This window comes from Cognatundibacterium jejuense, assembly GCF_014284255.1.
Classification (GTDB): Bacteria; Pseudomonadota; Gammaproteobacteria; order Burkholderiales; family Burkholderiaceae_D; genus Undibacterium; species Undibacterium jejuense.
Genome location: NZ_JACOFV010000004.1, coordinates 100,704 through 122,947, shown reverse-complemented (window position 1 = coordinate 122,947; position 22,244 = coordinate 100,704). Strand labels below are relative to the sequence as shown.

Annotated in this window: 20 protein-coding genes; 10 read left to right on the top strand and 10 right to left on the bottom strand. The window is 45.9% G+C overall.

What is annotated here, in order from left to right; genetic code table 11:
- Positions 1–3: 3 nt before the first annotated feature.
- Together tilS and H8K32_RS06000 are read right to left on the bottom strand one after the other, a co-directional pair.
- Positions 4–1,413 carry a tRNA lysidine(34) synthetase TilS gene (gene tilS / locus H8K32_RS06005; RefSeq protein WP_186911577.1) on the bottom strand — a complete coding sequence of 470 codons (1,410 nt, stop codon included), beginning with the start codon at positions 1,411–1,413 and terminating at the stop codon, positions 4–6.
- A gap of 9 nt (positions 1,414–1,422) precedes the next feature.
- Positions 1,423–2,397 (bottom strand): acetyl-CoA carboxylase carboxyltransferase subunit alpha, encoded by a 975-nt coding sequence (locus tag H8K32_RS06000; RefSeq protein ID WP_186911576.1) that lies wholly within the window; start codon positions 2,395–2,397, stop codon positions 1,423–1,425.
- Positions 2,398–2,996: 599 nt separating this feature from the next.
- Here H8K32_RS06000 and H8K32_RS05995 point away from each other — a divergent pair.
- From H8K32_RS05995 to H8K32_RS05975, 5 genes are read left to right on the top strand one after another with little or no spacing between them, the layout of a single operon-like run.
- The gene (locus tag H8K32_RS05995; protein WP_222613032.1) at positions 2,997–4,034 is read left to right on the top strand and encodes a nuclear transport factor 2 family protein; all 1,038 of its coding nucleotides are present in this window, start codon (positions 2,997–2,999) and stop codon (positions 4,032–4,034) included.
- The gene (locus H8K32_RS05990; protein ID WP_246447147.1) at positions 4,034–5,302 is read left to right on the top strand and encodes a L,D-transpeptidase family protein; all 1,269 of its coding nucleotides are present in this window, start codon (positions 4,034–4,036) and stop codon (positions 5,300–5,302) included. Before H8K32_RS05995 ends, H8K32_RS05990 begins: the two co-directional genes overlap by 1 nt.
- A gap of 14 nt (positions 5,303–5,316) precedes the next feature.
- On the top strand, positions 5,317–5,979 hold the full coding sequence (locus tag H8K32_RS05985) for a peptidylprolyl isomerase (protein ID WP_343067931.1): 663 nt from the start codon (positions 5,317–5,319) through the stop codon (positions 5,977–5,979).
- 55 nt (positions 5,980–6,034) lie between these two features.
- Positions 6,035–6,523 (top strand): peptidylprolyl isomerase, encoded by a 489-nt coding sequence (locus H8K32_RS05980; RefSeq protein WP_186911574.1) that lies wholly within the window; start codon positions 6,035–6,037, stop codon positions 6,521–6,523.
- A 39-nt stretch (positions 6,524–6,562) separates the two neighbouring features.
- Positions 6,563–7,348 (top strand): UDP-2,3-diacylglucosamine diphosphatase, encoded by a 786-nt coding sequence (locus H8K32_RS05975; protein WP_390311914.1) that lies wholly within the window; start codon positions 6,563–6,565, stop codon positions 7,346–7,348.
- Here H8K32_RS05975 and H8K32_RS05970 read toward each other — a convergent pair.
- Positions 7,345–8,064 carry an ABC transporter ATP-binding protein gene (locus H8K32_RS05970; protein WP_186911573.1) on the bottom strand — a complete coding sequence of 240 codons (720 nt, stop codon included), beginning with the start codon at positions 8,062–8,064 and terminating at the stop codon, positions 7,345–7,347. The two genes, H8K32_RS05975 and H8K32_RS05970, sit on opposite strands and share 4 nt — an antisense overlap.
- Positions 8,065–8,131: 67 nt before the next feature.
- On the opposite strand from H8K32_RS05970, the gene H8K32_RS05965 reads away from it, so the two are divergent.
- Both H8K32_RS05965 and mnmH read left to right on the top strand, forming a co-directional pair.
- Positions 8,132–8,710: an arylesterase gene (locus tag H8K32_RS05965; RefSeq protein WP_246447146.1), complete on the top strand. Its 579-nt coding sequence runs from the start codon at positions 8,132–8,134 to the stop codon at positions 8,708–8,710.
- Positions 8,711–8,714: 4 nt separating this feature from the next.
- A complete protein-coding gene (gene mnmH, locus H8K32_RS05960; RefSeq protein ID WP_186911572.1) occupies positions 8,715–9,776 on the top strand; it encodes a tRNA 2-selenouridine(34) synthase MnmH in 1,062 nt (353 codons plus the stop codon).
- A gap of 5 nt (positions 9,777–9,781) precedes the next feature.
- Here the strand turns inward: mnmH and ccoS are convergent, their stop codons facing one another.
- The 7 genes from ccoS to H8K32_RS05925 form a co-directional block, all read right to left on the bottom strand.
- On the bottom strand, positions 9,782–9,925 hold the full coding sequence (gene ccoS, locus H8K32_RS05955) for a cbb3-type cytochrome oxidase assembly protein CcoS (protein WP_186911571.1): 144 nt from the start codon (positions 9,923–9,925) through the stop codon (positions 9,782–9,784).
- 2 nt (positions 9,926–9,927) lie between these two features.
- Complete coding sequence (locus H8K32_RS05950; protein WP_186911570.1) at positions 9,928–12,222, bottom strand: heavy metal translocating P-type ATPase; 2,295 nt, start codon at positions 12,220–12,222, stop codon at positions 9,928–9,930.
- Complete coding sequence (locus tag H8K32_RS20145; RefSeq protein ID WP_281388436.1) at positions 12,219–12,431, bottom strand: heavy metal translocating P-type ATPase metal-binding domain-containing protein; 213 nt, start codon at positions 12,429–12,431, stop codon at positions 12,219–12,221. The genes H8K32_RS05950 and H8K32_RS20145 overlap by 4 nt, the downstream gene beginning before the upstream one ends.
- A gap of 528 nt (positions 12,432–12,959) precedes the next feature.
- On the bottom strand, positions 12,960–13,946 hold the full coding sequence (locus H8K32_RS05940; protein WP_186911687.1) for a S49 family peptidase: 987 nt from the start codon (positions 13,944–13,946) through the stop codon (positions 12,960–12,962).
- A 21-nt stretch (positions 13,947–13,967) separates the two neighbouring features.
- Positions 13,968–14,333 carry a Rieske (2Fe-2S) protein gene (locus tag H8K32_RS05935; protein ID WP_186911568.1) on the bottom strand — a complete coding sequence of 122 codons (366 nt, stop codon included), beginning with the start codon at positions 14,331–14,333 and terminating at the stop codon, positions 13,968–13,970.
- 11 nt (positions 14,334–14,344) lie between these two features.
- On the bottom strand, positions 14,345–15,004 hold the full coding sequence (locus H8K32_RS05930; RefSeq protein WP_186911567.1) for an HAD-IA family hydrolase: 660 nt from the start codon (positions 15,002–15,004) through the stop codon (positions 14,345–14,347).
- A 109-nt stretch (positions 15,005–15,113) separates the two neighbouring features.
- Positions 15,114–16,127: an RluA family pseudouridine synthase gene (locus H8K32_RS05925; RefSeq protein ID WP_186911566.1), complete on the bottom strand. Its 1,014-nt coding sequence runs from the start codon at positions 16,125–16,127 to the stop codon at positions 15,114–15,116.
- Between the two features lie 645 nt (positions 16,128–16,772).
- Here H8K32_RS05925 and H8K32_RS05920 point away from each other — a divergent pair.
- The 3 genes from H8K32_RS05920 to H8K32_RS05910 all read left to right on the top strand — a co-directional run bounded on the left by H8K32_RS05920 (position 16,773) and on the right by H8K32_RS05910 (position 22,172).
- A complete protein-coding gene (locus tag H8K32_RS05920; RefSeq protein ID WP_186911565.1) occupies positions 16,773–19,751 on the top strand; it encodes a ribonuclease E/G in 2,979 nt (992 codons plus the stop codon).
- 229 nt (positions 19,752–19,980) lie between these two features.
- Positions 19,981–21,105 carry a GTP 3',8-cyclase MoaA gene (gene moaA, locus H8K32_RS05915; protein WP_186911564.1) on the top strand — a complete coding sequence of 375 codons (1,125 nt, stop codon included), beginning with the start codon at positions 19,981–19,983 and terminating at the stop codon, positions 21,103–21,105.
- A 191-nt stretch (positions 21,106–21,296) separates the two neighbouring features.
- A complete protein-coding gene (locus tag H8K32_RS05910) occupies positions 21,297–22,172 on the top strand; it encodes a peptidylprolyl isomerase (RefSeq protein WP_186911563.1) in 876 nt (291 codons plus the stop codon).
- Positions 22,173–22,244: the final 72 nt, after the last annotated feature.

The following is a 22,244-nucleotide window of genomic DNA, read 5'->3' as shown; positions in this document are numbered from 1 at the left end:
AGGCTAATCAGCAACCCAGTCAAGCACTAAATGAGTTCCCACTTGAGTATTGACAGATTCCGAACAGTATTGCGACTGCATTCCAACCCCTGCGGCATATACAAGCTCGCTACCAATAGATACAAAAGGCAATTGTTGACGCACCCAAAATGGGATACGCAGCGCTTGATAATGACTCTTCATATCGCGGGTTGATCTATTTTCTGCCAATTTCAAACGCTCACCCCCGCGCCGCAAATGCAAGCAAAGCGCTTGCTGCTGCAACCAATCGGGACTCAATCCGCGACTTCCACGTCTGAAATGTAACGTCCCATGAAAATCAGGAAATGGCATCGAGGATTCTCCATTCCAGGTAAACGCAACACTCAATGCGTCGTCAACTGCTTCGCGCGCACGATCCGCTGCGTAGATTTTTTCCTGATAACGATGAATTGCCAGTTTCTCATGATAAATCGTTATTCGGGCATCGCCTTTGGCCTCAAATAGCTGCTTGCAAATCTCATTCAGGCGTGAAGTAGATGGCATACGCACATCAAACTTAGAAAGCCACAAACGAAATAGATTATTAATCCGTTCGGCGCTTAATGTGCGCATGCGTTGGAGGTCAAGATCCAGCATCTGTCCCGACAAACAATGCGCAAGGTCTTGCCCTGCCAAAGCTTCCGCCAAATTTTGCGCCGATTGCATATGCTTTGCCGTACGTAACATGCGACCGGCAAATCCTGGCGAAATCTGCTCAAGAACAGGCATCACCTGAAGCCTTAACGCATTACGAAGATAACGACCGTCCTCATTTGACTCATCCTGGATGTAAGAGATTTGATTTTCGCGCGCGAAATGTTCGAGCTCCAACCGAGAAACATCAAGCAAAGGTCGCATCATCATTACCGATGGCGTGCCAAATAAACCGGGTGCAAAATTAAAACGATTCATACCGGAGAGCCCAGCCACACCTGATCCGCGCAACATCTGCATCAACAAGGTTTCCGCTTGGTCATCCTGATGATGAGCTGAAAGCAAGATTTGAGTTTTCGATGCAACACTCATTCTACCAAGCGCAAGATAACGACCTTTTCTTGCGCTTCCCTCAATACCATCACCTTCATTGTTGGTGACAACAATTTTCTCGAAGGCAAGAGAGATACCCAATTTCTGGCAGTTTGATTCGCAATGTACAAGCCAATCGTCCGCATTCGGACTGAGTCCATGATGTACATGGAACGCGTCAAGAGGGATGCCGCGCAAACGACAATATTCAGCAGTGAGGGATAATAAAACAGATGAGTCTAAGCCGCCGCTATAAGCAACAGCCAGACCACATTCAGGAGGGGCTTTTCCTGATTCCAAAAAAATCGAATTTAAGGCCTCAGAAAAGTGATGCATCAGTGCACCACTTAAACTACGTAATGTCATTCGAATAACTTATTCTGACACCTTAGTTTCCTTAAATTTGCCATAGCTCATTAATTTCTCATGACGTGCCGCTAACAAATCTTTGGTTTTTACGCCTTGGAACTGGCGCAGTGTATCGGCGAGTGCGCGTTTGACCAGAGCACACATCTGCTTAGGATCGCGATGCGCGCCACCCAGCGGTTCATTAATGATTTTATCGATCAGACCCATAGCCTTCAGTCTGTGCGCTGTCAAACCTAAGGCTTCCGCAGCGTCTGCTGCGCGATCAGAGGTTTTCCATAAAATGGAAGCACATCCCTCAGGAGAAATCACTGAATATGTCGCATATTGCAACATCAACACCGCATCGCCTACAGCCAATGCTAAGGCACCACCAGAACCACCTTCACCAATGATGGTCGCTATCAAAGGCACCTTGAGTTCAGCCATGACATATAGATTATGGCCAATCGCTTCAGATTGTCCGCGCTCTTCGGCATCGATACCTGGCCAGGCACCAGTCGTATCAACAAACGTAAATACGGGGATATCAAATTTCTCAGCCAGTTTCATCAGACGCATCGCCTTGCGATAACCTTCTGGTTTTGGCATGCCAAAATTACGCAATGCGCGTTCCTTGGTGTCACGGCCTTTTTGGTGACCAATGACCATACAGGCCTGACCGTTAAAGCGAGCCAATCCACCGACAATTGACAAATCATCTGCAAAACTTCGATCACCATGGAGCTCATGAAAATCAGTAAAAATCTGATTAATGTAGTCCATAGTATATGGACGTTGAGGATGACGCGAAATCTGCGATACCTGCCATGGAGTCAACTTTGCATAGATATCTTTAGTCAACATCTGACTCTTTTTAGATAATCTATCAATTTCTTCAGAGATATCTACCGCGGAATCATCTTGAACAAATCGCAACTCTTCAATTTTTGATTCTAGTTCAGCAATAGATTGCTCAAAACTCAGGAATGTCGTTTTAGTCATCGTGCCCCCTTAAATCCACACGAGTTAAAAAAAGCTTTATTAGGCAAATTTAAGGCAAAAGCCAATAAAAGGAGTTAGCGTGCGCCATAACTTCTCATTAATCCACAGACCAATAAGAGTAGTTAAGACCTCAGATTGCTCTGTCAGATTTGCCAATATTTATATTTCCAAATCGCTCCCCGTCAGAAACGGAGAATTGCAAGAAAATATTTGAACGGAGCAGATTAAATATCAAAAACAACCATTCTGTCCAGCTTCACATGCTCGAAAATTTTATCAGACGAGAATTGCGCCCTACTCCGCTTATTTTCCGTCAATTTGGGTGGCCGTAAAACCGTGAGTTCTTAACCTCAGGACAATTTAAGCACCACATTGAGAGCAAATTAAGTGAACTCCAAGCCCCCAAAAGAGCTAATTGGGAAATAATTTTGGCTTTTTTCCCCAAAAAACACATGATAGTGTGCCCCAGTAGCATGTTTCTATGATCAAAAGCCCATTGTGCCGCACTTATTTGATAAGATGGCACTTTATTATAGTTTCAGTATAACATTACCGCCTTCATGTTCAGTCAACCTCTGATAAATCTAAGCCAGAACACCATGCGCCAAACCATTAGAAGTATCTTTGTTATTTCCACTCTATCTCTAGCGCTTATCGCGACCTCATCCTTCGCGGATGAAGCAAGCGATATAGGAAAACTGCTTCGCGCCGGGCAAACAACTGAAGCTTTGCAAAAAGTCGATAATGCGCTGACTACTAAGCCCAAAGATGCGCAATTGCGCTTTTTGAAGGGGCTCATTCTTACTGAGCAAAACAAATCAGCAGAAGCAATTACTGTTTTTTCTAAACTGACTGACGACTATCCTGAATTACCAGAGCCATATAACAATCTGGCGGTTTTATACGCGGCTTCGGGACAATACGATAAAGCGCGTGCTTCGCTGGAAATGGCGATCCGCACTAATCCTACATACGGGACTGCGCACGAAAATCTCGGTGACGTCTATGCCAAGCTGGCGAGTCAGGCCTATGACAAGGCATTGCAATTAGATTCAGGCAACGCCACTGCCAAACTAAAACTGACTATGGTAAGAAATCTGGTCGGCAACTCAGGTGGCGTCAACCCAAAAATTAACCCTGCCCCAGCCACCCTTATTGCTCAGGCTTCCCCCGCGAAAGCTCCGACTGCAACACCTGCCCCCCCCGTCAAAGCTGAAGCTCCAAGCAAACCAGAGGCCAGCCCAGCCAAAGCTGATCCAGTCAGTACAAAATCCAAACCAGCTCCTGCTACTGACAAAGACGACGATGAAGTCATCAAAACGGTAGAGAATTGGGCAAAGGCGTGGAGCAATAAAGATACCAACGCTTATTTGACGCACTACGCAAAAGATTTCCAGACCCCGAAAGGCGAATCACGTAAGTCCTGGGCTGAAGAACGCCGCAATCGCATTGAAGGTAAAGGTCGTATCAACGTAAAGCTCGAAAGCATTAAAGTCAGCGTTGATGACAATGAAGCCACCGTTAAGTTTCGCCAGATTTACACATCCGATCAGTTGACAGCAAATAGCCGCAAGACTTTGGTCATGATCAAGCAAGATGGCAAGTGGCAAATCAAGCAGGAGCGCGCGGGTAGCTGATGTTTTTCTCTGCGTTTAAACATACTTCGACCAAATTACTGGCTGCGAAGAAGCATAGCTGCGCCTTTACCTTACTTTCGTGCCTGGCAACGCTGTTGCCAGCATCGATGGTTGAGGCTAAGACACATGCAAGCAAAGCGTCCGCATCTGAAATGAGCTCCGACTCACCCAATCCGGATACGTTACTGATCGAGGTTTACCAAAATCTTTCCAATAACAAATTACAAGCGGCGCAGGAAAAGGTAGATCAATTAATTGGAGCCTATCCGCATTTTCAATTAGCTCATCTGATTCGGGGTGATTTGCTGATGATGCATGCACGGCCAGTTACCAGCTTCGGTGCCGGGGCAAATGCGCAGGCGGACAAGCTCAAGGAAATGCGCGATGAAGCTGCAATGCGTATCAAATCCTATCGCGAACGCCCAAATCCGGCATTGATTCCGAAAATGGTTCTGCAACTCCGAGACGATCAAAAGCAAGTACTGGTAGTCGACGCCAATAAGTCCCGACTATATCTCTATGAAAATGTTGGTGGCCAACCTAAACTCTTGAGCGACCACTACATAAGTCACGGCCGATTCGGGATCAACAAATTCAAAGAAGGTGATCAAAAAACGCCTTTAGGCGTCTATTACATTACCAGTCGACTCTCCGGTGGGAAATTGCCTGATTTTTATGGCCCTGGCGCACTTCCCCTGAATTATCCCAATGAATGGGACAAAATTAATGGACGCAGTGGCTCCGGCATCTGGTTACATGGGATGCCCTCAGCCAATTTCAGCCGTCCACCGCTTGCTTCAGATGGCTGCGTCGTGTTAACTAACCCTGATTTCTTAAAAATCTCTGCCTTGGTTGATATAGGTAAAACACCTGTCATCATCAGTGATCAGGTAGAGTTTGAAAATCAGGCAAAGTGGCTTGCAGATCGCCAGTTTGCCGCAAAGTTACTCGATGACTGGCGACTGGATATAGAAAGCAAAAATGCTAATCGCATCTTTGCCAATTACTCGCGCAACTTTAAATCTCTCCAAGGAGAAGATTTAAATGCCTGGTTTTCAAAACAAAGGCAAAATTGGGAAGCTTGGACAAATCCCGTCATACAATTGAAGAATGTCACGCATTTCCGTTATCCTGGAAAAGATGAAATTATTGTAAGTACTTTCACTCAGGAAACACAATCCGGCAAAATCAAAACAAGTGTCCGTAAGCGCCAGTATTGGCTCAAAGAGTCAAACAAATGGCGAATTGTTTATGAAACAACCGTCTAAATACAGGAGTTAAAGTGAAATCAGCAACTACAAAATTAATTGGGCTGTTACTCAGTGCTATGCTGAGCCTGAGTACCGCACAGACATTCGCTGACGAATTACCTAAAGTATCAATCAAAACCAATGTAGGCGAAATCGTGGTAGAGCTCTACCCTGAGGCTGCACCAAAAACAGTTGATAACTTCATTAAATATGTCAAAGCGGGTCAATACAAAGGCACGATTTTTCACCGCGTAATTGATAACTTCATGATTCAGGGCGGTGGCTACGATAAAAATATGAAAGAAAAACCAACTGGCAAGCCCATCGCCTCCGAGGCAGCGCTGGCTTTGGAAAAAGGGGTGAAGAACGATCTGGGTACCATTGCAATGGCGCGTACAGAAGATCCGAATTCGGCAACAGCCCAATTTTTCATCAATGTCAGAGATAATGATTTTTTAAATCATCAGCCTTTACCTGCAGGCGATCCTGTAGAATTTAATTACCGTGGCAACATGACCAAAGCACCACGAAAGCAAGCCTTAATTGCCACTGCCGGCTATACGCCCTTTGGCAAAGTTATCAAAGGCATGGATGTCGTTGAAAAAATTAAAGCTGTTGAAACAAGTGATTCACACATGATGCAAAATGTCCCCAAAAAGGACATCATCATAGAATCAGCAACTGTTATAAAATAAATTTCCTGATACCTTATTTTCATCCCTTATTTTCACCCCATTACCAAGGAATATTATGGCCATTCTCATGACTACTAACCACGGCGCAATCACGATTGAGCTGGACGAAGCAAAAGCACCGAAAACCGTTGCTAACTTTCTTGCTTATGTAGCTTCCGGTCATTATGCTGGGACTATTTTTCACCGTGTCATTGACGGCTTCATGATTCAGGGCGGCGGCTTTGAACCTGGCATGAACCAAAAAGATACATTGGATGCAATCGAAAATGAAGCTAGCAATGGCTTAAAAAACGAGCGCTACTCAATCGCGATGGCACGTACTGGCGCACCACACTCTGCAACAGCACAGTTCTTCATCAATACGGCAAATAACAGCTTCCTCGACTATCCTGGCCAAGATGGCTGGGGCTACTGTGTATTTGGTAAAGTCACTGAAGGCAAAGAAATCGTTGATAAAATCAAAGGTGTTAAAACATCACGTTCAGGCATGTTCCAGGACGTACCAGTTGAAGACGTCATCATCGAAAAAGTTGAAGTCATTTAATTAATTCAACTGCTTTTTCAGAACATTATTCGATTGAGTGTGAAAAATTCCGAAAAGCAAACAGCAGCGCAACCCAAAATGGTTGCGCTGTTTGTTTCCGACATCCATCTTAGCCCATCGCTACCGAAAACCACCCGTGCGTTCTTGAATTTCCTGGCAGAGCAAGGAACAAAAACTGAACAACTCTACATTCTGGGAGACATGTTCGAGTATTGGGTTGGCGACGATGATATTCACGACAAATATAATGCTGAAGTTGTGCAAAGCTTGCATAAACTAACTGCAGCAGGAGTCCAATTATTCTGGATTGCGGGCAATCGCGATTTTTTAATCGGCCAGGATTTTGCGTCAGCGACCGGAATAAAGCTACTCCAAGACCCAAGCGTCATCATGGTCGCGGGAAGAAAAATCGCCATATGCCATGGCGACGAACAATGCACTGACGACATTGGTTACATACAATTCCGCGCTCAAGTTCGCAATGTTGAATGGCAACGCAATTTTCTTGCCCTCCCCCTTGCACAAAGAAAAACGATAGTCCAGGGAATGCGCGAAAGCAGTAAGATGCAACAAAGCCAGAAAGAACTTTCTATCATGGACGTCAATTCGTCTGCAATTGAGCAACTGTTCGCATCCACCGCTTGCCACTACCTGATTCACGGACACACACACCGCCCCGCTTTACATGAGCATGAAGGGCAATATCGTTATGTTTTACCAGATTGGGATTGTGATGAAGCAAATCCTCGGGGCGGCTGGATATCCATCGATAAAGATGGAAAAATTCACCGCATCAGCCTCAATCACTGCGAGATCACAAGCTAAGTTGATACAACGCTGGACGACAGCTCATCGCTAACTAAATGACCAGCAGCAATCGTCAAGGTTCTGCCACATCGTGCTGCAATCGAAAGATCATGCGTCACCAAAACAAGGGTAGAATTGCGTTCCCGATTTAGCGCAAACATAAGCTGAATAACCGCCTCACCGGTAACCGCATCAAGACTACCAGTGGGTTCGTCAGCGAATAAAAGGGGCGGCTCAGTCACAAATGCTCTGGCTAACGCAACGCGTTGCTGCTCGCCACCAGAGAGAAATTTCGGATAATGTTTTAAACGCGAAGACAAACCAACGCGCTCTAGCATTTTTTCCGATTTTTGCTTTGCATCTTTATCGCCACGCAACTCTAACGGCAACATGACATTTTCCAACGCCGTCAAATGCATCAACAGCTGGAAAGACTGAAAAACAAAACCTAAATTCTCTTTACGAAATTGCGCACGCTGGTCTTCATTCAATGCAAATAAATCAACCCCAGCCAGATGAACCGATCCTGAACTGGGAATGTCTAAGCCAGCCAGAATACCTAGCAAGGTTGACTTACCGGAACCTGACGCACCAACAATTGCAAGCGTTTCTCCTGCTTGCACGGTAAAATCAATACCGTTCAAAATACTTAGATATCCACTTGCGTCTTCGACTTGCTTGACCAGGTTATTAACCTCTATTGCCGTTTGTTTGCTTACTTTAGGATGTGTCATGCTGTCTTTTTTATCCTGTCGTCAATTTATGCTTCGAGCCCTGCTTTTCCTGTTGATGAGCAGCTTAATGCCGTTCGCTTACGCACATTCTGCATCAAAATCTATCTTGGTGCTTGGTGATAGCTTGTCGGCAGAATATGGCTTAGTTCGCGGCCAAGGATGGGTTAGCTTAATGGAAAAAAAACTGGCAGATTCCAACCCAAATTCTACCGTGATTAATGCTAGTATCAGTGGAGAAACGACAAGTGGTGGAAAAACCAGACTACCGGCTCTGGTCAACAAACTCAAACCAGACATAGTAATTATTGAATTAGGCGGCAACGATGCTTTGCGTGGCTTAGCTCTTGCTGCATCAGAAGAAAATTTCCGCGCCATGATCACAACTGCCAAAAAGGCGAATGCGGAGGTAATTCTAGTTGGCATGCGAGTTCCACCAAATTACGGCAAAGAATATACCCAGAGTTTTTTCTCGCTTTACGCAAAACTCGCCAAAGAGCAAAAGATACATTTGGTTCCCTTTTTACTTGAAGGAATTGCCGAACGGGATGATCTTTTCCAAGCCGACAGAATTCACCCTATCGCCAACGCCCATCCTTTGATTTTAAATAACGTCTGGCCGCAGTTAATGCCTTTACTGACGAAATAAGCCAATGAAATATCCCGAACTGATTTATTTCGACAGTATTGCCGAAAAACTTGCCCAATTTGATTGCATCATTGACGTCCGTAGTCCTGCCGAATTTGCTGAAGACCATATCCCTGGAGCGATTAATTGCCCGGTACTGAGTGATGAAGAACGGATACAAGTCGGAACGATGTATAAGCAAGTTGGATCATTCGAAGCGAAACGGCTCGGTGCAGGATTGGTCGCAATGAACATTGGTCGCCACCTTGATACCCAATTTCAGCAACAAGGAAAATCCTGGCGCCCCTTGATCTACTGCTGGCGCGGCGGCAACCGCAGTGGCAGCATGGCGTTTATTTTCTCGAAAATTGGCTGGCCAGTTGCACAGCTACAAGGTGGCTACAAAGCCTACCGTCAACACGTCAATCTATCGATTTCGGAGCTTGCAAATGCTGCGCAATGGAAAGTTCTGTGTGGCACAACTGGCAGTGGAAAAAGTCGCTTATTGAACACGCTCACATCTCTCGGCGAACAAGTTCTCGATCTCGAACAACTAGCGCAACATCGTGGCTCTGTATTGGGCGATATTCCAACCGAAAAACAACCCTCTCAAAAAATGTTTGAAAGTCGGATTTGGAATGTATTAAAAAATGCAGACCATGAACGTACTATCTACGTTGAAGCTGAGAGCAAAAAAGTTGGCAATTTGCGAGTACCGGAAGCTATTATGAGCAAGATACGCGAGTCCCCTTGCATTTCAATATCTATGCCCATGTCAGAAAGAGTAAATTTACTAATGGAAGACTACGCACATTTTGTACAAGATCCGCAACAACTCAACCATCAACTCAACTTTCTCAGCCATTTGCATGGAAACGAAAAAATAAGTTTCTGGAAGAAGCAAGCTTTAGATGGGAATATTGCCAATGTGGTGCAAAGCTTATTGGAGGAGCACTATGACCCCGCCTACACCAAATCGATAGCACGTAATTTTTCCAAGTTCAATCAGGCGCAACAGATAAATCAAGCAGGCTTAAGCAATGCAGATTTTGAATTGAGCGCAAAAAAAATTATTTCCTATGAATAATCTGTTCAGCCATCAACATCCTCCAGAATGCGTTGCCCCTCTTGATCTAACTCTTCAAATTGGCGGTTATTGATAGCCCACCAGAATACGCCACCAATCGCAAACACTAAGACTAAGCTTAGTGGGATTAAGAGATATAAAATGTCCATAATTAAATTAATACTTCTGTCACTGCATACTCAGGCTGCGGCAACAAATACAAGCGCAGTGCATTCAATACGACAATCAGCGAACTCAAGGACATGCCCAATGCGGCGTGCCATGGCTCCAGCCAACCTATCACAGCCGCCGGAATCGCAAACAAGTTGTAAGCTATTGCCCAGATCAGATTTTCTCTGATTAAACGAAATGCTTTGTTGGCTACGACAAATCCAAAATCGAGGTCACTCAAACGATTAGACATCAGCAACACATCACTACGGGTCTGAGATATTGGTGCACCCTGCCCCATCGCAACAGCAACGTTCGCCAATGAAAGAGCGGGACCATCATTCATACCATCGCCCACCATCACTACGATTGCCCCTTCAGCCTGCAAAGACTGGACAATATTGAATTTATCTGCGGGACTAAGATTTGCTCTGGCATCGTCAATCCCACAATCACGCGCAACGGCTTGCACCACCTCATCACGATCACCAGACAACAACAATATTTTTTTGTGGCGCGCCTGTAACTTTTTGACTGTTTCAATGGCATCAACGCGTAAGGTGTCGGCCAAAGCGAACACCATCATCACACCATCCTCATCCGCCAACACGGAAACTGTTGCTTCGCGCATCGCCGTTGGAATCTCAAAAAACTGTGGATCTTTTAAACCGGATGTTGAAGCCAAACCAAGCGCAAAATCGATACTACCCAAGCGATAAGAGCGATTATCAATCAACGCCTCTATCCCTCCGCCAGCCACTTCATGCATGTTCGTCACTTGCATTTCTGACGTATTTTCATTTTGCGCAGCCAACGCATCGGCTATCGCTCTGGCAGCAGGATGCCCCGAGCCCGATGCCAACAAAAATGCAATACTCTCGGCCTGCGGTACATCTCGTTGCAGCAATTGCTGCGCCACTCTGAGTTTGCCAACGGTCAAAGTACCAGTTTTATCGAAGACAAAATGCGTCGCTTCAGCCATCGTCTGAATCGCCTTACCATTCTTTATAAGCACACCATTTTTTGCTAACAGGCCGATAGCGGCAGACATCACACCAGGAGTCGCTAATGATAAGGCGCAAGGACAAGTCACGACAATGACGCTAATCGCAATCCACAAAGCACGGTCCGGCTCGAAAAAAGTCCAGAAGATGCCTGTCAGTAATGCAATCAACAAAATAATACTCAAAAAGCGGCTTGCATGTTTATCCGCCAACAAAACTATCGGCGGCTTCTCGGTCGCTGCAGTTTCCATCATCTCTATCAATGACGACAAATGCGTTTCCATACCGACTTTAAGCGCTTTGATAATTAAAGTACCATTCGTATTGATAGCACCTGCGATCACATTATCACCAACTGTCTTAAGCACAGGGCGCGACTCACCTGTCATCAGTGCTTCGTCGCATTCACTATGGCCTTCCAGCACAATGCCATCTGCCGGAATATGGTCACCAGGCGCAACCAAAACCAGATCATCGATGTGCAAAGCTGACGCGTCCAGCGTCAAAACTTCGCGACTTTGCGGATAACTTATCAATTTTTGTGCAGAGACCGGTACCAGTTGCGTAAGCACCCTGAGTGCTGTCGTTGTCTTTTGTTGGACTTTGCTTTCGATCAAACGTGCGGACAGCAACAAAAAGACAAACATAATTGCAGAATCGTAATAGACGACACCGCCACGAAATGTTGCCCAGACACTGGCAAAAAATGTCAGCAATATTCCCAGCGACACTGGCACATCCATACCAATATGACGATTTCTCAGGTCCCGCCACGCTGCCTTAAAAAACGGCAAAGCAGAAAAACCGACTACTGGTACCGCAATCAACATGCTGGCGATTTTGAGCAATTTATCAAGATCGGGCGTCAGATCACCATCAACCTGCGGAACTGGCACTAAATACGCTGGAAACGCATACATCATGATTTGCATCATGGCGAAACCAGCGATAAATAAGCGCCACAAAGCAAGCTTGCTTTCTTTTTTTTCAAATTCGCCGGGCGATTGAGTGGCTGGCAATGCACCATACCCAAGATGAATAATCGCAGAAATGATATTTTTAATATTATTTTTTTCTGACTGCCAGACGACCTCTGCCTTATGGGTCGCGGTATTAATTTTAAATAAATTTATACCAGGCAATTGGCGAACCCGAAATTCAATCAGTTGCACACAGGCAGCGCAATGCATGCCGGACAGGCTGATCTTTTCGGATTGAATTAATTGGTTTTCTTGTTGCTGGCTCGCGATGACAGAATCGGGCTTATGATCAAAATCTGAAATAATACTCATAGCACTTCCGTTTGCACCAATTTAGTTTGCAAATACTCGCCTACCATTTTGTTGCGTTCAATCGCATGCAATATTGCCAAACATCCATGGCAGCAAACCGCCCTTGGTTGTCCATTAAATTTGATATACAAGGCTTTGGTTTCGCGCATTTTTTCGCCGCAATGATAGCAATCGATCTTTTCTACACGTTGAGTGTGAAAAGGCAACATCTCCAACAAATGAGAAAGTGAGATCGCCATAAGAAACGAACGGAAAGTAGGGATAGAAATTGGCAATAATACTATCTTAACCGATTACGCTTATTCAATCTTTGATATGCCGCAACACCATTTAAGCTACGAACAAACTCTATCGCTCTTCAAAACGATATTGACGCTATTGCAGAACATGTTTCGGAATTAAAAAAGCAAAAAGACGGTAGCATTGCACTACCGCCTTTTTGTTTCTTCATGTTTCTGACTATTCGATGAGGAATCTTAGAGACCTCTAATCCGCTTCACTCCACGGAGAGTTACAACACTAATTGTCTTCCATCCACTTCATACATAACCGGCAAAACAAACTACAACCGGGGCTCAGATGCAAACCGCCTTGGAAACGAAATAAATTTTATATCGACCTCCCGTTTTGAACCAGTTACGCCCTCAATATAGAGCAACTACCCGACGAGTGGAAGATAATTAAAACTATCAAGCGTGACGAAGGATTTAAAAAATTAACTAAACTAATTCAATGCATCAATGTAAAGTCAGCTTGCTGGATTTGGTCAATGTAGACATCGCAGCACTACCGACGGAAGCACCAAATTTTTTCAGTACGCGTTCTGGCAAATCGTCTTTTTGGGTGTAATCGACAACATCTTCCGCCTTGATTACATCACGTGCAACAGAATCCACTGTTCCAAAACCATCAGCTAAACCCATCTCTACGGCCTTACTACCGACCCAAAACAAACCTGAAAAAGTTTCAGGTGTTTCTTTGAGGCGGTTACCACGACCCTTGCGAACAACATCGATAAACTGCTGATGAATTTCATTGAGCATTGCCTGAGAGTAGGCTTTTTGCTTTTCCGTCATTGGTGAATAAGGATCCATGAATCCTTTGTTTTCACCAGCCGTCATCAAGCGTCGTTCGACACCAAATTTATTCATTAGACCGGTGAATCCAAAACCATCCATCAATACGCCGATAGATCCAACTACACTGGCTTTATTAACAAAAATTTTGTCCGCTGCGGCAGCAATATAGTAGCCGCCAGAAGCACAGATTTCATCCACGACTACGTACAATTTTTTCTCTGGGTACTGCGCACGCAAACGCACAATTTCGTCGTTAATCATGCCTGCCTGAACAGGGCTACCGCCAGGACTATTGATGCGTAAAATAACGGCCACCGAGCCTGACTCCGCGAACGCGCGATCAAGTGCAGGGATAACGTCATGCGCACTACCACTACCTTCAGCATCAATCTCGCCGTCAATTTCAACTAAAGCGGTGTGCTGCACATTGTTGTCGACCTCCGTTTGAAACAGACCACCAAATCGATAAACTCCAAATACAAGGATCGCAATAAAGACCAATTTGAAAAATATGCCCCAGCGACGTTGTAATTTTTGCTCTTGCAAGCTTGCAAAGGCCAATTTTTCCAAAGTTTCTCGCTCCCAATGAGAGGCTTGGCCAACCACTTCTTGCACACCTGAGGCAGGCAAATCTTTATTCTGCATTTCCATAAAAACCTTCAATAATTACGCAATGACGGGCTGGATATAATCATCAGGATGCCAAAAGACTTTGCCATCGTTTTCACTGACTTGTATTTTTCTCAAACGACTACCACGGCAAGGACCACCTGAACAATGTCCGGTTTCGGGCTCATAAATTGCACCATGTGTCGCGCACATAATGTAAAGGCCGCTAGACTCCAAAAATTCACCAGGATTCCAGTCGAGTTCAACCGGTACGTGCGCGCAGCGATTCAGATATCCATGCACGGCACCAGCATAACGAATTACAAAACCCGTTGCATCATCGCTCCCCGCTGTCAATGGAAAACGAACGCCCAGTCCCCCCTCAATTAACTCATCCGAAGCACAAATCGATATTGACGTCATATATTCTCCGATCAGGCATGTTGATTGAGCCACTGGTGCAACTCGTGCACACTGGATGCCGAATACAAAGGATTCAAAGCAGCAAGCAACGACGGCGCGTGAGCACCATATTCCACAGCAACCCCACCAGCGCCAGCGTTAGCTGCCATTTGAAGGTCATGAGTGGTATCGCCGATCATTAAGGTTCTCTGCATTTCCTGACCGAGTTCGCGCGTCAACTCTTGCAACATCGCTGGATGTGGCTTGGAAAACGTTTCATCCGAACAACGGGTAGCATCAAATACTGAGGTCAGATTAGCAGTGTGCAGCGCACGACTCAGACCGACCCTGCTTTTTCCTGTAGCCACTGCCAAAAAATATCCTTGCTGAGCCAGATCACTGAGCATTTCACGCACTCCATTGAACAATGGAAGTTCGTGATCCTTAGCAAGATAATGATAGCGATAACGTTCGACCATACGCGGATAATACTTAGGATCAACATCAGGTAGCGCCGCAGCCATTGCTTCTGCCAGCGAAAGACCGATCACATAGGCAGCAGCACTATCATCTGGCACAGGCAAACCCAAATCACGGGCTGCCGCCTGTATACATTTGACGATCGTGGCTGTGCTATCCATGAGGGTGCCATCCCAGTCGAAAACAATAAAATCAAATTGCTTTTTTGCCATATTTATAAGTGCGATGCCTATGTAAATAATATTTGGTAAAAATTACAAAAAAGGCATCAAAGTTGCTATTCAATAACGAGATAATACCATTAGTAAGCCATCAAGACTTTCAGGCGCCAGAAAGGCTGCGCAAGAAGTCCTCACACTCTTTTGGCAAATGTGCATTCACGGTTGTTAATTTACCCGTCTCAGGATGGGTAAAAGTGATTTGATGAGCGTGTAAAAACATGCGTTTTAATGATCCGCGCTCAGATGTCGCTTTTTGCAAGGCTTTATTAAGAGGGAAATCGCCATATTTATCATCACCGGCAATAGGGAAACCGCTGGCCGATAAATGCACGCGAATTTGATGAGTCCGACCTGTTTTCAGTTCCGCCTCTAGTAATGCATATTCTTTAAATTTTTTCTTCAAAGAAAATACAGTATGTGAAGCCATGCCGTCTGCCTGCACCCTGACTCGTCGCTCGCCATCAGCTGTTGTATATTTATGCAATGGTAATTTGACATGCTGACGGGCATTCTTCCAATCACCATACACCAAAGTAAAATATCGCTTATCGGTCAGACCGTCACGCATTTGCTCATGCAAGTTTGTTAATGCTGTGCGTTTTTTGGCGATCAGCAATAGCCCTGATGTTTCCCTGTCTAGTCGATGTACCAACTCCAAAAATTTAGCTTCAGGCCTCGATGAACGTAATTGTTCAATGACACCATAACTAACTCCCGATCCACCATGTACCGCAACACCAGCTGGCTTATCGATAATCAACAAATGACTATCTTCGAAAACAATCGGGAATTCTAACTTAGGCACTACTTGTGTCGATGGCTCGGCCATACGTATAGGAGGAATACGGACAACGTCCCCCTCCACTAAACGGTATAACTGATCGATTCGACCTTTATTGACTCGCACCTCGCCAGATCGCAAAACGCGGTAAACATGGCTTTTTGGCACGCCTTTACAGATGCGCAAAAGGAAATTATCAATGCGCTGCCCAGCCTCTTCTTCAGAGATTGTCAGCATTTGGACTTTCGGCTGTGACGCTGAAGGCTGCTCGTGGGGAACATTTTGCATCTGTTTTTGATGCTCACCCCTATTAATTGTCGCTAAGTCCTTCATTTTGAATATATAATCATTTTCGCTTCAGCAATTACGCTTTAGCAGTGTAAGAGAAATAAACAGCTATTTTACACAGGGGCAAGTCCATCAGCCTCGCCAGTTTGCAAATATGATGGAAAAAGATGTGTATGCGCCCTCGTTTGCGTACCAAGGTAGCGACCAATTGTTGCTATCGGGCATAAGTTAGACGAGGTTGTATCAGAGAGCTTGAAATGTAAGGATAAGTTGGACAAGAGATGCTGGTTTAATTGTTAATGAGCATGCTTGTCTAGGTAGTTTTTGTAATAAAGGCGATTCCGTCAGACACAACAAAATAAGATGGTCTGACACCAAAGTTGCGCATCGCCTGGCGTTCTGCTTAGTTATTGCACAAATATAACCAAGCCTGAGAACGCGGGGGACATGTGCACTCGAATTTGTTGCAAAAATTACACGCGCCAAGCGCGAAGCAGTAGAGGATTGAGGTTCATTGCAATACAGCATCGTTGCTGGCCCATTGCTGACTCAATGTTATGCGGCTGCGCCAAAGGCATTTCCACCCCCTTCAAATTCTCCGTTCTGGCATACATCCCGGCACCAGTACAGTCGTTGTTTCACCGAATGAAGCAACGGCAAAAGATGACCATCAGGTCACGGAGTAAAAAAATGAAACGTATGTTGTTCAATGCTACGCAGCAAGAAGAATTGCGCGTTGCTATCGTCAATGGGCAAAAACTCATTGACATTGATATCGAGACCGCTGGTCGCGAATTACGTAAGTCAAACATCTACAAAGGCGTCATCACCCGCATCGAACCATCGCTGGAAGCATGCTTCGTCAACTACGGTGAAGAGCGTCACGGCTTCCTTCCTTTCAAAGAAGTCGCTCGCAGCTACTTCAAAGAAGGCATCGACGTTCGTAACACTTCCATCAAAGAAGCATTGCGCGAAGGTCAGGAAATCGTTGTTCAGGTCGAAAAAGAAGAACGCGGAAATAAGGGCGCAGCCCTCACCTCGTTTATCTCCCTGGCAGGACGCTACCTGGTATTAATGCCTAACAACCCACGCGGCGGCGGTGTTTCACGTCGAGTTGAAGGCGAAGATCGTCAGGAATTGCGCGAAACCATGGACAAACTCGACCTGCCAACTGGCATGTCAGTGATTGCCCGCACGGCGGGTATCGGTCGTAATGTTGATGAACTGCAATGGGATTTAAATTACCTGATGCAACTCTGGCGTGCTATTGAAGGCGCTGGCAAGTCTTCTCCTGGTGCTTTCCTGATTTATCAAGAATCTTCATTAGTAATCCGTGCGATTCGTGATTACTTCCAACCTGATATCGGTGAAATCCTGATCGATACAGACGAAATCTACGAACAAGCTCAGCAATTCATGAGCCACGTAATGCCAGATATGGTGCATCGTGTGAAACGTTACAGCGATGATGTACCGCTGTTCTCACGTTTCCAGATCGAACATCAAATCGAAACTGCCTACAGCCGCACAGTTCCACTGCCATCCGGTGGCGCGATTGTTATCGACCATACCGAAGCTTTGGTTTCTGTCGACGTCAACTCTGCCCGCTCAACCCGCGGCGGCGACATTGAGACAACTGCGCTCAATACTAACTTAGAAGCAGCAGAAGAAGTTGCACGTCAGTTGCGTTTGCGTGACTTGGGTGGTTTGATCGTGATCGATTTTATCGACATGGAAAACGCCAAGAATCAACGCGAAGTTGAAACTCGTCTGAAAGATGCGCTGCGCTATGACCGTGCGCGCGTGCAAATGGGCAAGATTTCTCGCTTTGGCCTGATGGAATTATCTCGCCAACGCCTGCGCCCATCTCTGTCTGAAGGCAGTCACGTAACGTGCCCACGTTGCAATGGTACCGGCCATATCCGCGATACCGAATCTTCAGCATTGCAAGTCCTGCGTATTATTCAGGAAGAAGCAATGAAAGAAAATTCAGCTGCGATTCACGTGCAAGTACCGGTAGACGTTGCAGCCTTCTTGCTGAACGAAAAACGCGGCGAAATTCTGAAAATCGAAACGCGCCATCGCGTCACTGTGATCCTGATTCCAAATACCCATCTGGAAACGCCGCATTACAAACTCGATCGACTGAAACACGACGACCCTCGCCTGGAAGAACATCACGCCAGTTACGCTATGGCGGAACAAGTAGATACAGATATCGGTTACAGCAAACGCCAAAAAGAAGATGTGAAGCCGCGCCAGGAAGCAATGGTAAAAAGCATCACACCAGAAACAGCACCTATTGTAGAACGCAAAGAGACGCCCGCACCTGTCGTAAGCGCACCAGCGCCAGCAACCGGACCAGGTTTCTTTGCTAAACTGATGAGCTTCTTCTTTGGTAAATCGAAAGAATCGACGACAAAAGTAGCAACACCTGTCGTGACCGAAGAGAAATCTGCTGATCGTGACCGCAATGGTCGCAACGGCCGCAATCAACGCAACAACCAACGCAATCGTAATCGCAGCAACCGCGATCGCGACGAACGCGAAGATCGTCCGTCAGCGGCAAGTGCAGAAAAAATTGAAACTGCAAAAGCGCCAGTGACAGAAACGCCACGCCCACCAAAAGCAGCGAAACAAGTTCGCGAACCACGCGAACCGAAAGAGCCGCAAGAAGGCCGCCGCGAACGCCAACAACGTCAACGCGAAGAACGCAAAGAAGCCTTGCTAGCGGAAGCCAAGCCAGAAGACTTGATCCAGAAGCATCAGGATCCGGTGCCTGTTGAAGTGATGCCAGCACAAGCGCCACTACAAAACCTTGAGCAAGGCGCGGATGAAAACGCGGAGCAAAGCGAAGAGCGTCGTCGCCGTCGCCGTCGCGGTGGTCGCAATCGCAACCGTCGTGAACGCGAACCTGGCGAAATGAATGAGCAAGGTGAGTTGGCAATTGAATCTGGTAGCGCGCCAATCTCAGAAAGCATTGCTATGACTGAAGTAACAGCTGGGCATGCGACTCCAGTAGCCACACACGCTTCCGCCTTAGTTTCTGCAACGGTAGCACCGACTTTAGTAGCTGTAGAAGTAACTACAGAAGCTGCGCCAACACCTGCAGCGGTGGAATCCAATGTAGCACCCGTTACTGCGGTTTTTGAGCCAGTAGCAGCAATGACGCCGGCACCAGTGATGGTGGCCAGCAACGCTACAAACGCCGCCCATGATGCAGTCCCGGTAGCAGAAACACCTGCTGCAACGATTGCGATTACTTCAACTACGGCAACACACATTGAACCTGTAGCACCTACAGAAACTGTGGTAAATGTTGCAACAGCGACTCCTGCCGTTACCGAAGTTGCGCAGCCAGCGACTGCAGTGCCGGCAGTTGAAGCAATCGTGGCAGCGGTTGCAGCTACTCCGGTTGCTCATGAAACAACTGCAACTGCAGCAGTTACTGCAAAACCAGTTGTAACTGCAGCACCAATGCCGCTGGAACAAATGCACGACATGTTAAGTGCGGCGGGCCTGCAATTGGCTAGCACTGATCCAGAGAAACTACGCGCAGCACAGGAAAGCGCAAGCAAGAACGTACCAGCACCACGCGTTCCACGCGAGCGTAAGCCTTTGCCACCTGCTTCAGATGAACCCTTAGTTCTGGTTGAAACTCGTCGTTAATCTGCATCAATCTAAAGCCGGCAAAGTCCTTGACTCTGCCGGCTTTTTTTATGCCCGGGAGAAGACGACAATTTTCGGTAAACTAATAGCGAGCCAGGTATCTATTCGACGCCACCATATGCTCAGAATCCACAAATAGCAAAATGCTCAATATGCAGAGCATCACTCCTGATTTTGAATCTCGTGGTATCGTTCTGAATTACTTAGCACTTATTTCAAGTTGCACCAGATGACGGAAAAATTTATTCCATTAATTGATATTCGTAGACACCGAGAGTCTCTCACCATCCCCGCACAAATGAAGCTACCCAACGGTGATTTGAAAGACACTTTGGCACGCCCTTTGCACGATTTGCGCATTTCCGTTACCGATCGCTGCAACTTTCGCTGCGTGTACTGCATGCCGAAGGAAGTCTTCGGCAAGGATTATGAATATTTGCCGCACAGTTCGCTGCTCAGCTTTGAAGAAATTACACGGATTGCAAAAATCTTCCTGAGCCACGGGGTAAAAAAAATTCGCCTGACTGGTGGCGAACCTTTGCTACGTAAAAACATTGAAGATTTAGTCGCTATGCTGGCCGAGGTACGGACGACAGACGGAACCCCACCAGATTTAACGCTCACTACGAACGGCTCACTATTAAAGAAAAAAGCGCAGAGCTTAAAACAAGCTGGACTCAATCGCGTTACGGTCTCTTTAGATTCGCTTGACGATGCGATTTTTAAACGCATGAATGATGTAGATTTTGCCGTATCCGACGTACTAAGCGGCATTGATGCTGCGCATCAAGCTGGTTTAGGGCCGATTAAAATCAATATGGTGGTCAAAGCTGGCGTCAATGACAATGAAATTATTCATATGGCGCGCTATTTTAAAAATAACCCTCACATATTGCGCTTCATTGAATACATGGATGTAGGCGCATCCAATCATTGGCAATCGAGCGATGTCATTACATCACATCAAATCATACAACGTCTGAACGCAGCAGGCATGCCGCTACACTCGCTGCCGGCTAATTATGAAGGTGAAACCGCTCAGCGATGGAAACACAATAACGATCAAGGAGAGATAGGCTTTATTTCAAGCGTCAGTAACGCTTTTTGTAAGAATTGCAGCCGCGCCAGACTCTCAACTGAAGGAAAACTATATACTTGTCTGTTTGCGACAGAAGGGCATGATTTGCGCGCACTTATTCGCAGCAAAGATAATCACTCTGATTTACTTGTCGCCAATGTGATTGCCTCAATCTGGCAATCGCGCACAGACCGCTACTCAGAGTTGCGTGACCTGAAAGAATCCAAGAGTCAAACTGGCGAGAAAAAAATTGAAATGTCATACATAGGCGGATGAGATTATCAGCAGGACGACATTTCAGTTCACAGGACTATTTTAAAAAATTTATACAATAGGACTGCCTTTCAGGTAAAAAATTTATGTCGACCAGTATTTTCGTCACGAAACGTGACAAGATATACATCGACAAATGCAGCATTTTTTATGGCAGGCGCAGTACAATTCGTTTTTTAGATATGGAGATTAGATTGAAAGCTTCAACGTGGTTATTGGGTGCCTTCGCATCCCTCGTATTTCTTAGCGGCTGCGGCGGTTCAAAATCGTCAAACAATGCTGTTTTAGCAACGGTTAGTAGTGTTAGCATCTCCCCTACCCTCAATACTTCACCGACTGTTCTAAAATATCGCCAGGCCATAACGATGGTCATTAACGGTCAAAATTTACAGCAGGGCGTTAACATCAATAATCCGGGTTGTGCCAATCTGACTGAGTCTGCAGGTGGCTCGAATACCACGCGCACATTCACCTGCAAAATTATCCATGTTGGCCCATTCAATATGACCATCACGGACACTGCAAACAATCAACTGTACTTCGCAGCGATGAGCGTTCCTTTGGCAGCAAGACCGCAAGTAACACTGGCAACAACGATGGGGAATATTGTCGTAGAACTCAACCCATTTGCCGCACCCATTTCAGTAGACAACTTCCTTAATTATGTTGAAAGTGGCTTCTATTCGAACACCATATTTCATCGTGCTGACAAGCAAGTTATTCAGGCTGGCGGTTACACCCCAACCCTGACAGCACTAACACCAACTAACCCAGCGATTACACTGGAAAGTACATTAGCGACTGGTCTGAGTAATACTGCGGGTACGATAGGTATGGCTAGTACCAGTGTCGCAAACTCCGCGACTTCCCAGTTTTATTTCAACGTTGTTGATAACAGTTCCATTTTTAACGCAACGACTACGAGCGGTGGCTATGCAGTGTTTGGAACTATCTTCAGCGGTCTCAATGTCATGCAAGCGATTGATGCAGTACCAACCTCTGCTCAAGGAGGTTTGCCAACGGTACCAGTGACGCCAGTCATCATCACTTCAGCAACCAGAACACAATAAACAAGACATTCTCATGGGCGCTATACAATACTAAATGTGTAGCGCCTTTTTCGTTTGCCTCAGCAATTTACA

What these genes read in the sequence shown, in the direction of transcription:
- tilS (WP_186911577.1), bottom strand. Translation starts at nt 1,413, where the DNA reads ATGACATTACGTAGTTTAAGTGGTGCACTGATGCATCACTTTTCTGAG.
- H8K32_RS06000 (WP_186911576.1), bottom strand. Translation starts at nt 2,397, where the DNA reads ATGACTAAAACGACATTCCTGAGTTTTGAGCAATCTATTGCTGAACTA.
- H8K32_RS05995 (WP_222613032.1), top strand. Translation starts at nt 2,997, where the DNA reads ATGCGCCAAACCATTAGAAGTATCTTTGTTATTTCCACTCTATCTCTA.
- H8K32_RS05990 (WP_246447147.1), top strand. Translation starts at nt 4,034, where the DNA reads ATGTTTTTCTCTGCGTTTAAACATACTTCGACCAAATTACTGGCTGCG.
- H8K32_RS05980 (WP_186911574.1), top strand. Translation starts at nt 6,035, where the DNA reads ATGGCCATTCTCATGACTACTAACCACGGCGCAATCACGATTGAGCTG.
- H8K32_RS05970 (WP_186911573.1), bottom strand. Translation starts at nt 8,064, where the DNA reads ATGACACATCCTAAAGTAAGCAAACAAACGGCAATAGAGGTTAATAAC.
- H8K32_RS05965 (WP_246447146.1), top strand. Translation starts at nt 8,132, where the DNA reads ATGCCGTTCGCTTACGCACATTCTGCATCAAAATCTATCTTGGTGCTT.
- mnmH (WP_186911572.1), top strand. Translation starts at nt 8,715, where the DNA reads ATGAAATATCCCGAACTGATTTATTTCGACAGTATTGCCGAAAAACTT.
- ccoS (WP_186911571.1), bottom strand. Translation starts at nt 9,925, where the DNA reads ATGGACATTTTATATCTCTTAATCCCACTAAGCTTAGTCTTAGTGTTT.
- H8K32_RS05950 (WP_186911570.1), bottom strand. Translation starts at nt 12,222, where the DNA reads ATGAGTATTATTTCAGATTTTGATCATAAGCCCGATTCTGTCATCGCG.
- H8K32_RS20145 (WP_281388436.1), bottom strand. Translation starts at nt 12,431, where the DNA reads ATGTTGCCTTTTCACACTCAACGTGTAGAAAAGATCGATTGCTATCAT.
- H8K32_RS05940 (WP_186911687.1), bottom strand. Translation starts at nt 13,946, where the DNA reads ATGCAGAATAAAGATTTGCCTGCCTCAGGTGTGCAAGAAGTGGTTGGC.
- H8K32_RS05935 (WP_186911568.1), bottom strand. Translation starts at nt 14,333, where the DNA reads ATGACGTCAATATCGATTTGTGCTTCGGATGAGTTAATTGAGGGGGGA.
- H8K32_RS05930 (WP_186911567.1), bottom strand. Translation starts at nt 15,004, where the DNA reads ATGGCAAAAAAGCAATTTGATTTTATTGTTTTCGACTGGGATGGCACC.
- H8K32_RS05925 (WP_186911566.1), bottom strand. Translation starts at nt 16,127, where the DNA reads ATGAAGGACTTAGCGACAATTAATAGGGGTGAGCATCAAAAACAGATG.
- H8K32_RS05920 (WP_186911565.1), top strand. Translation starts at nt 16,773, where the DNA reads ATGAAACGTATGTTGTTCAATGCTACGCAGCAAGAAGAATTGCGCGTT.
- moaA (WP_186911564.1), top strand. Translation starts at nt 19,981, where the DNA reads ATGACGGAAAAATTTATTCCATTAATTGATATTCGTAGACACCGAGAG.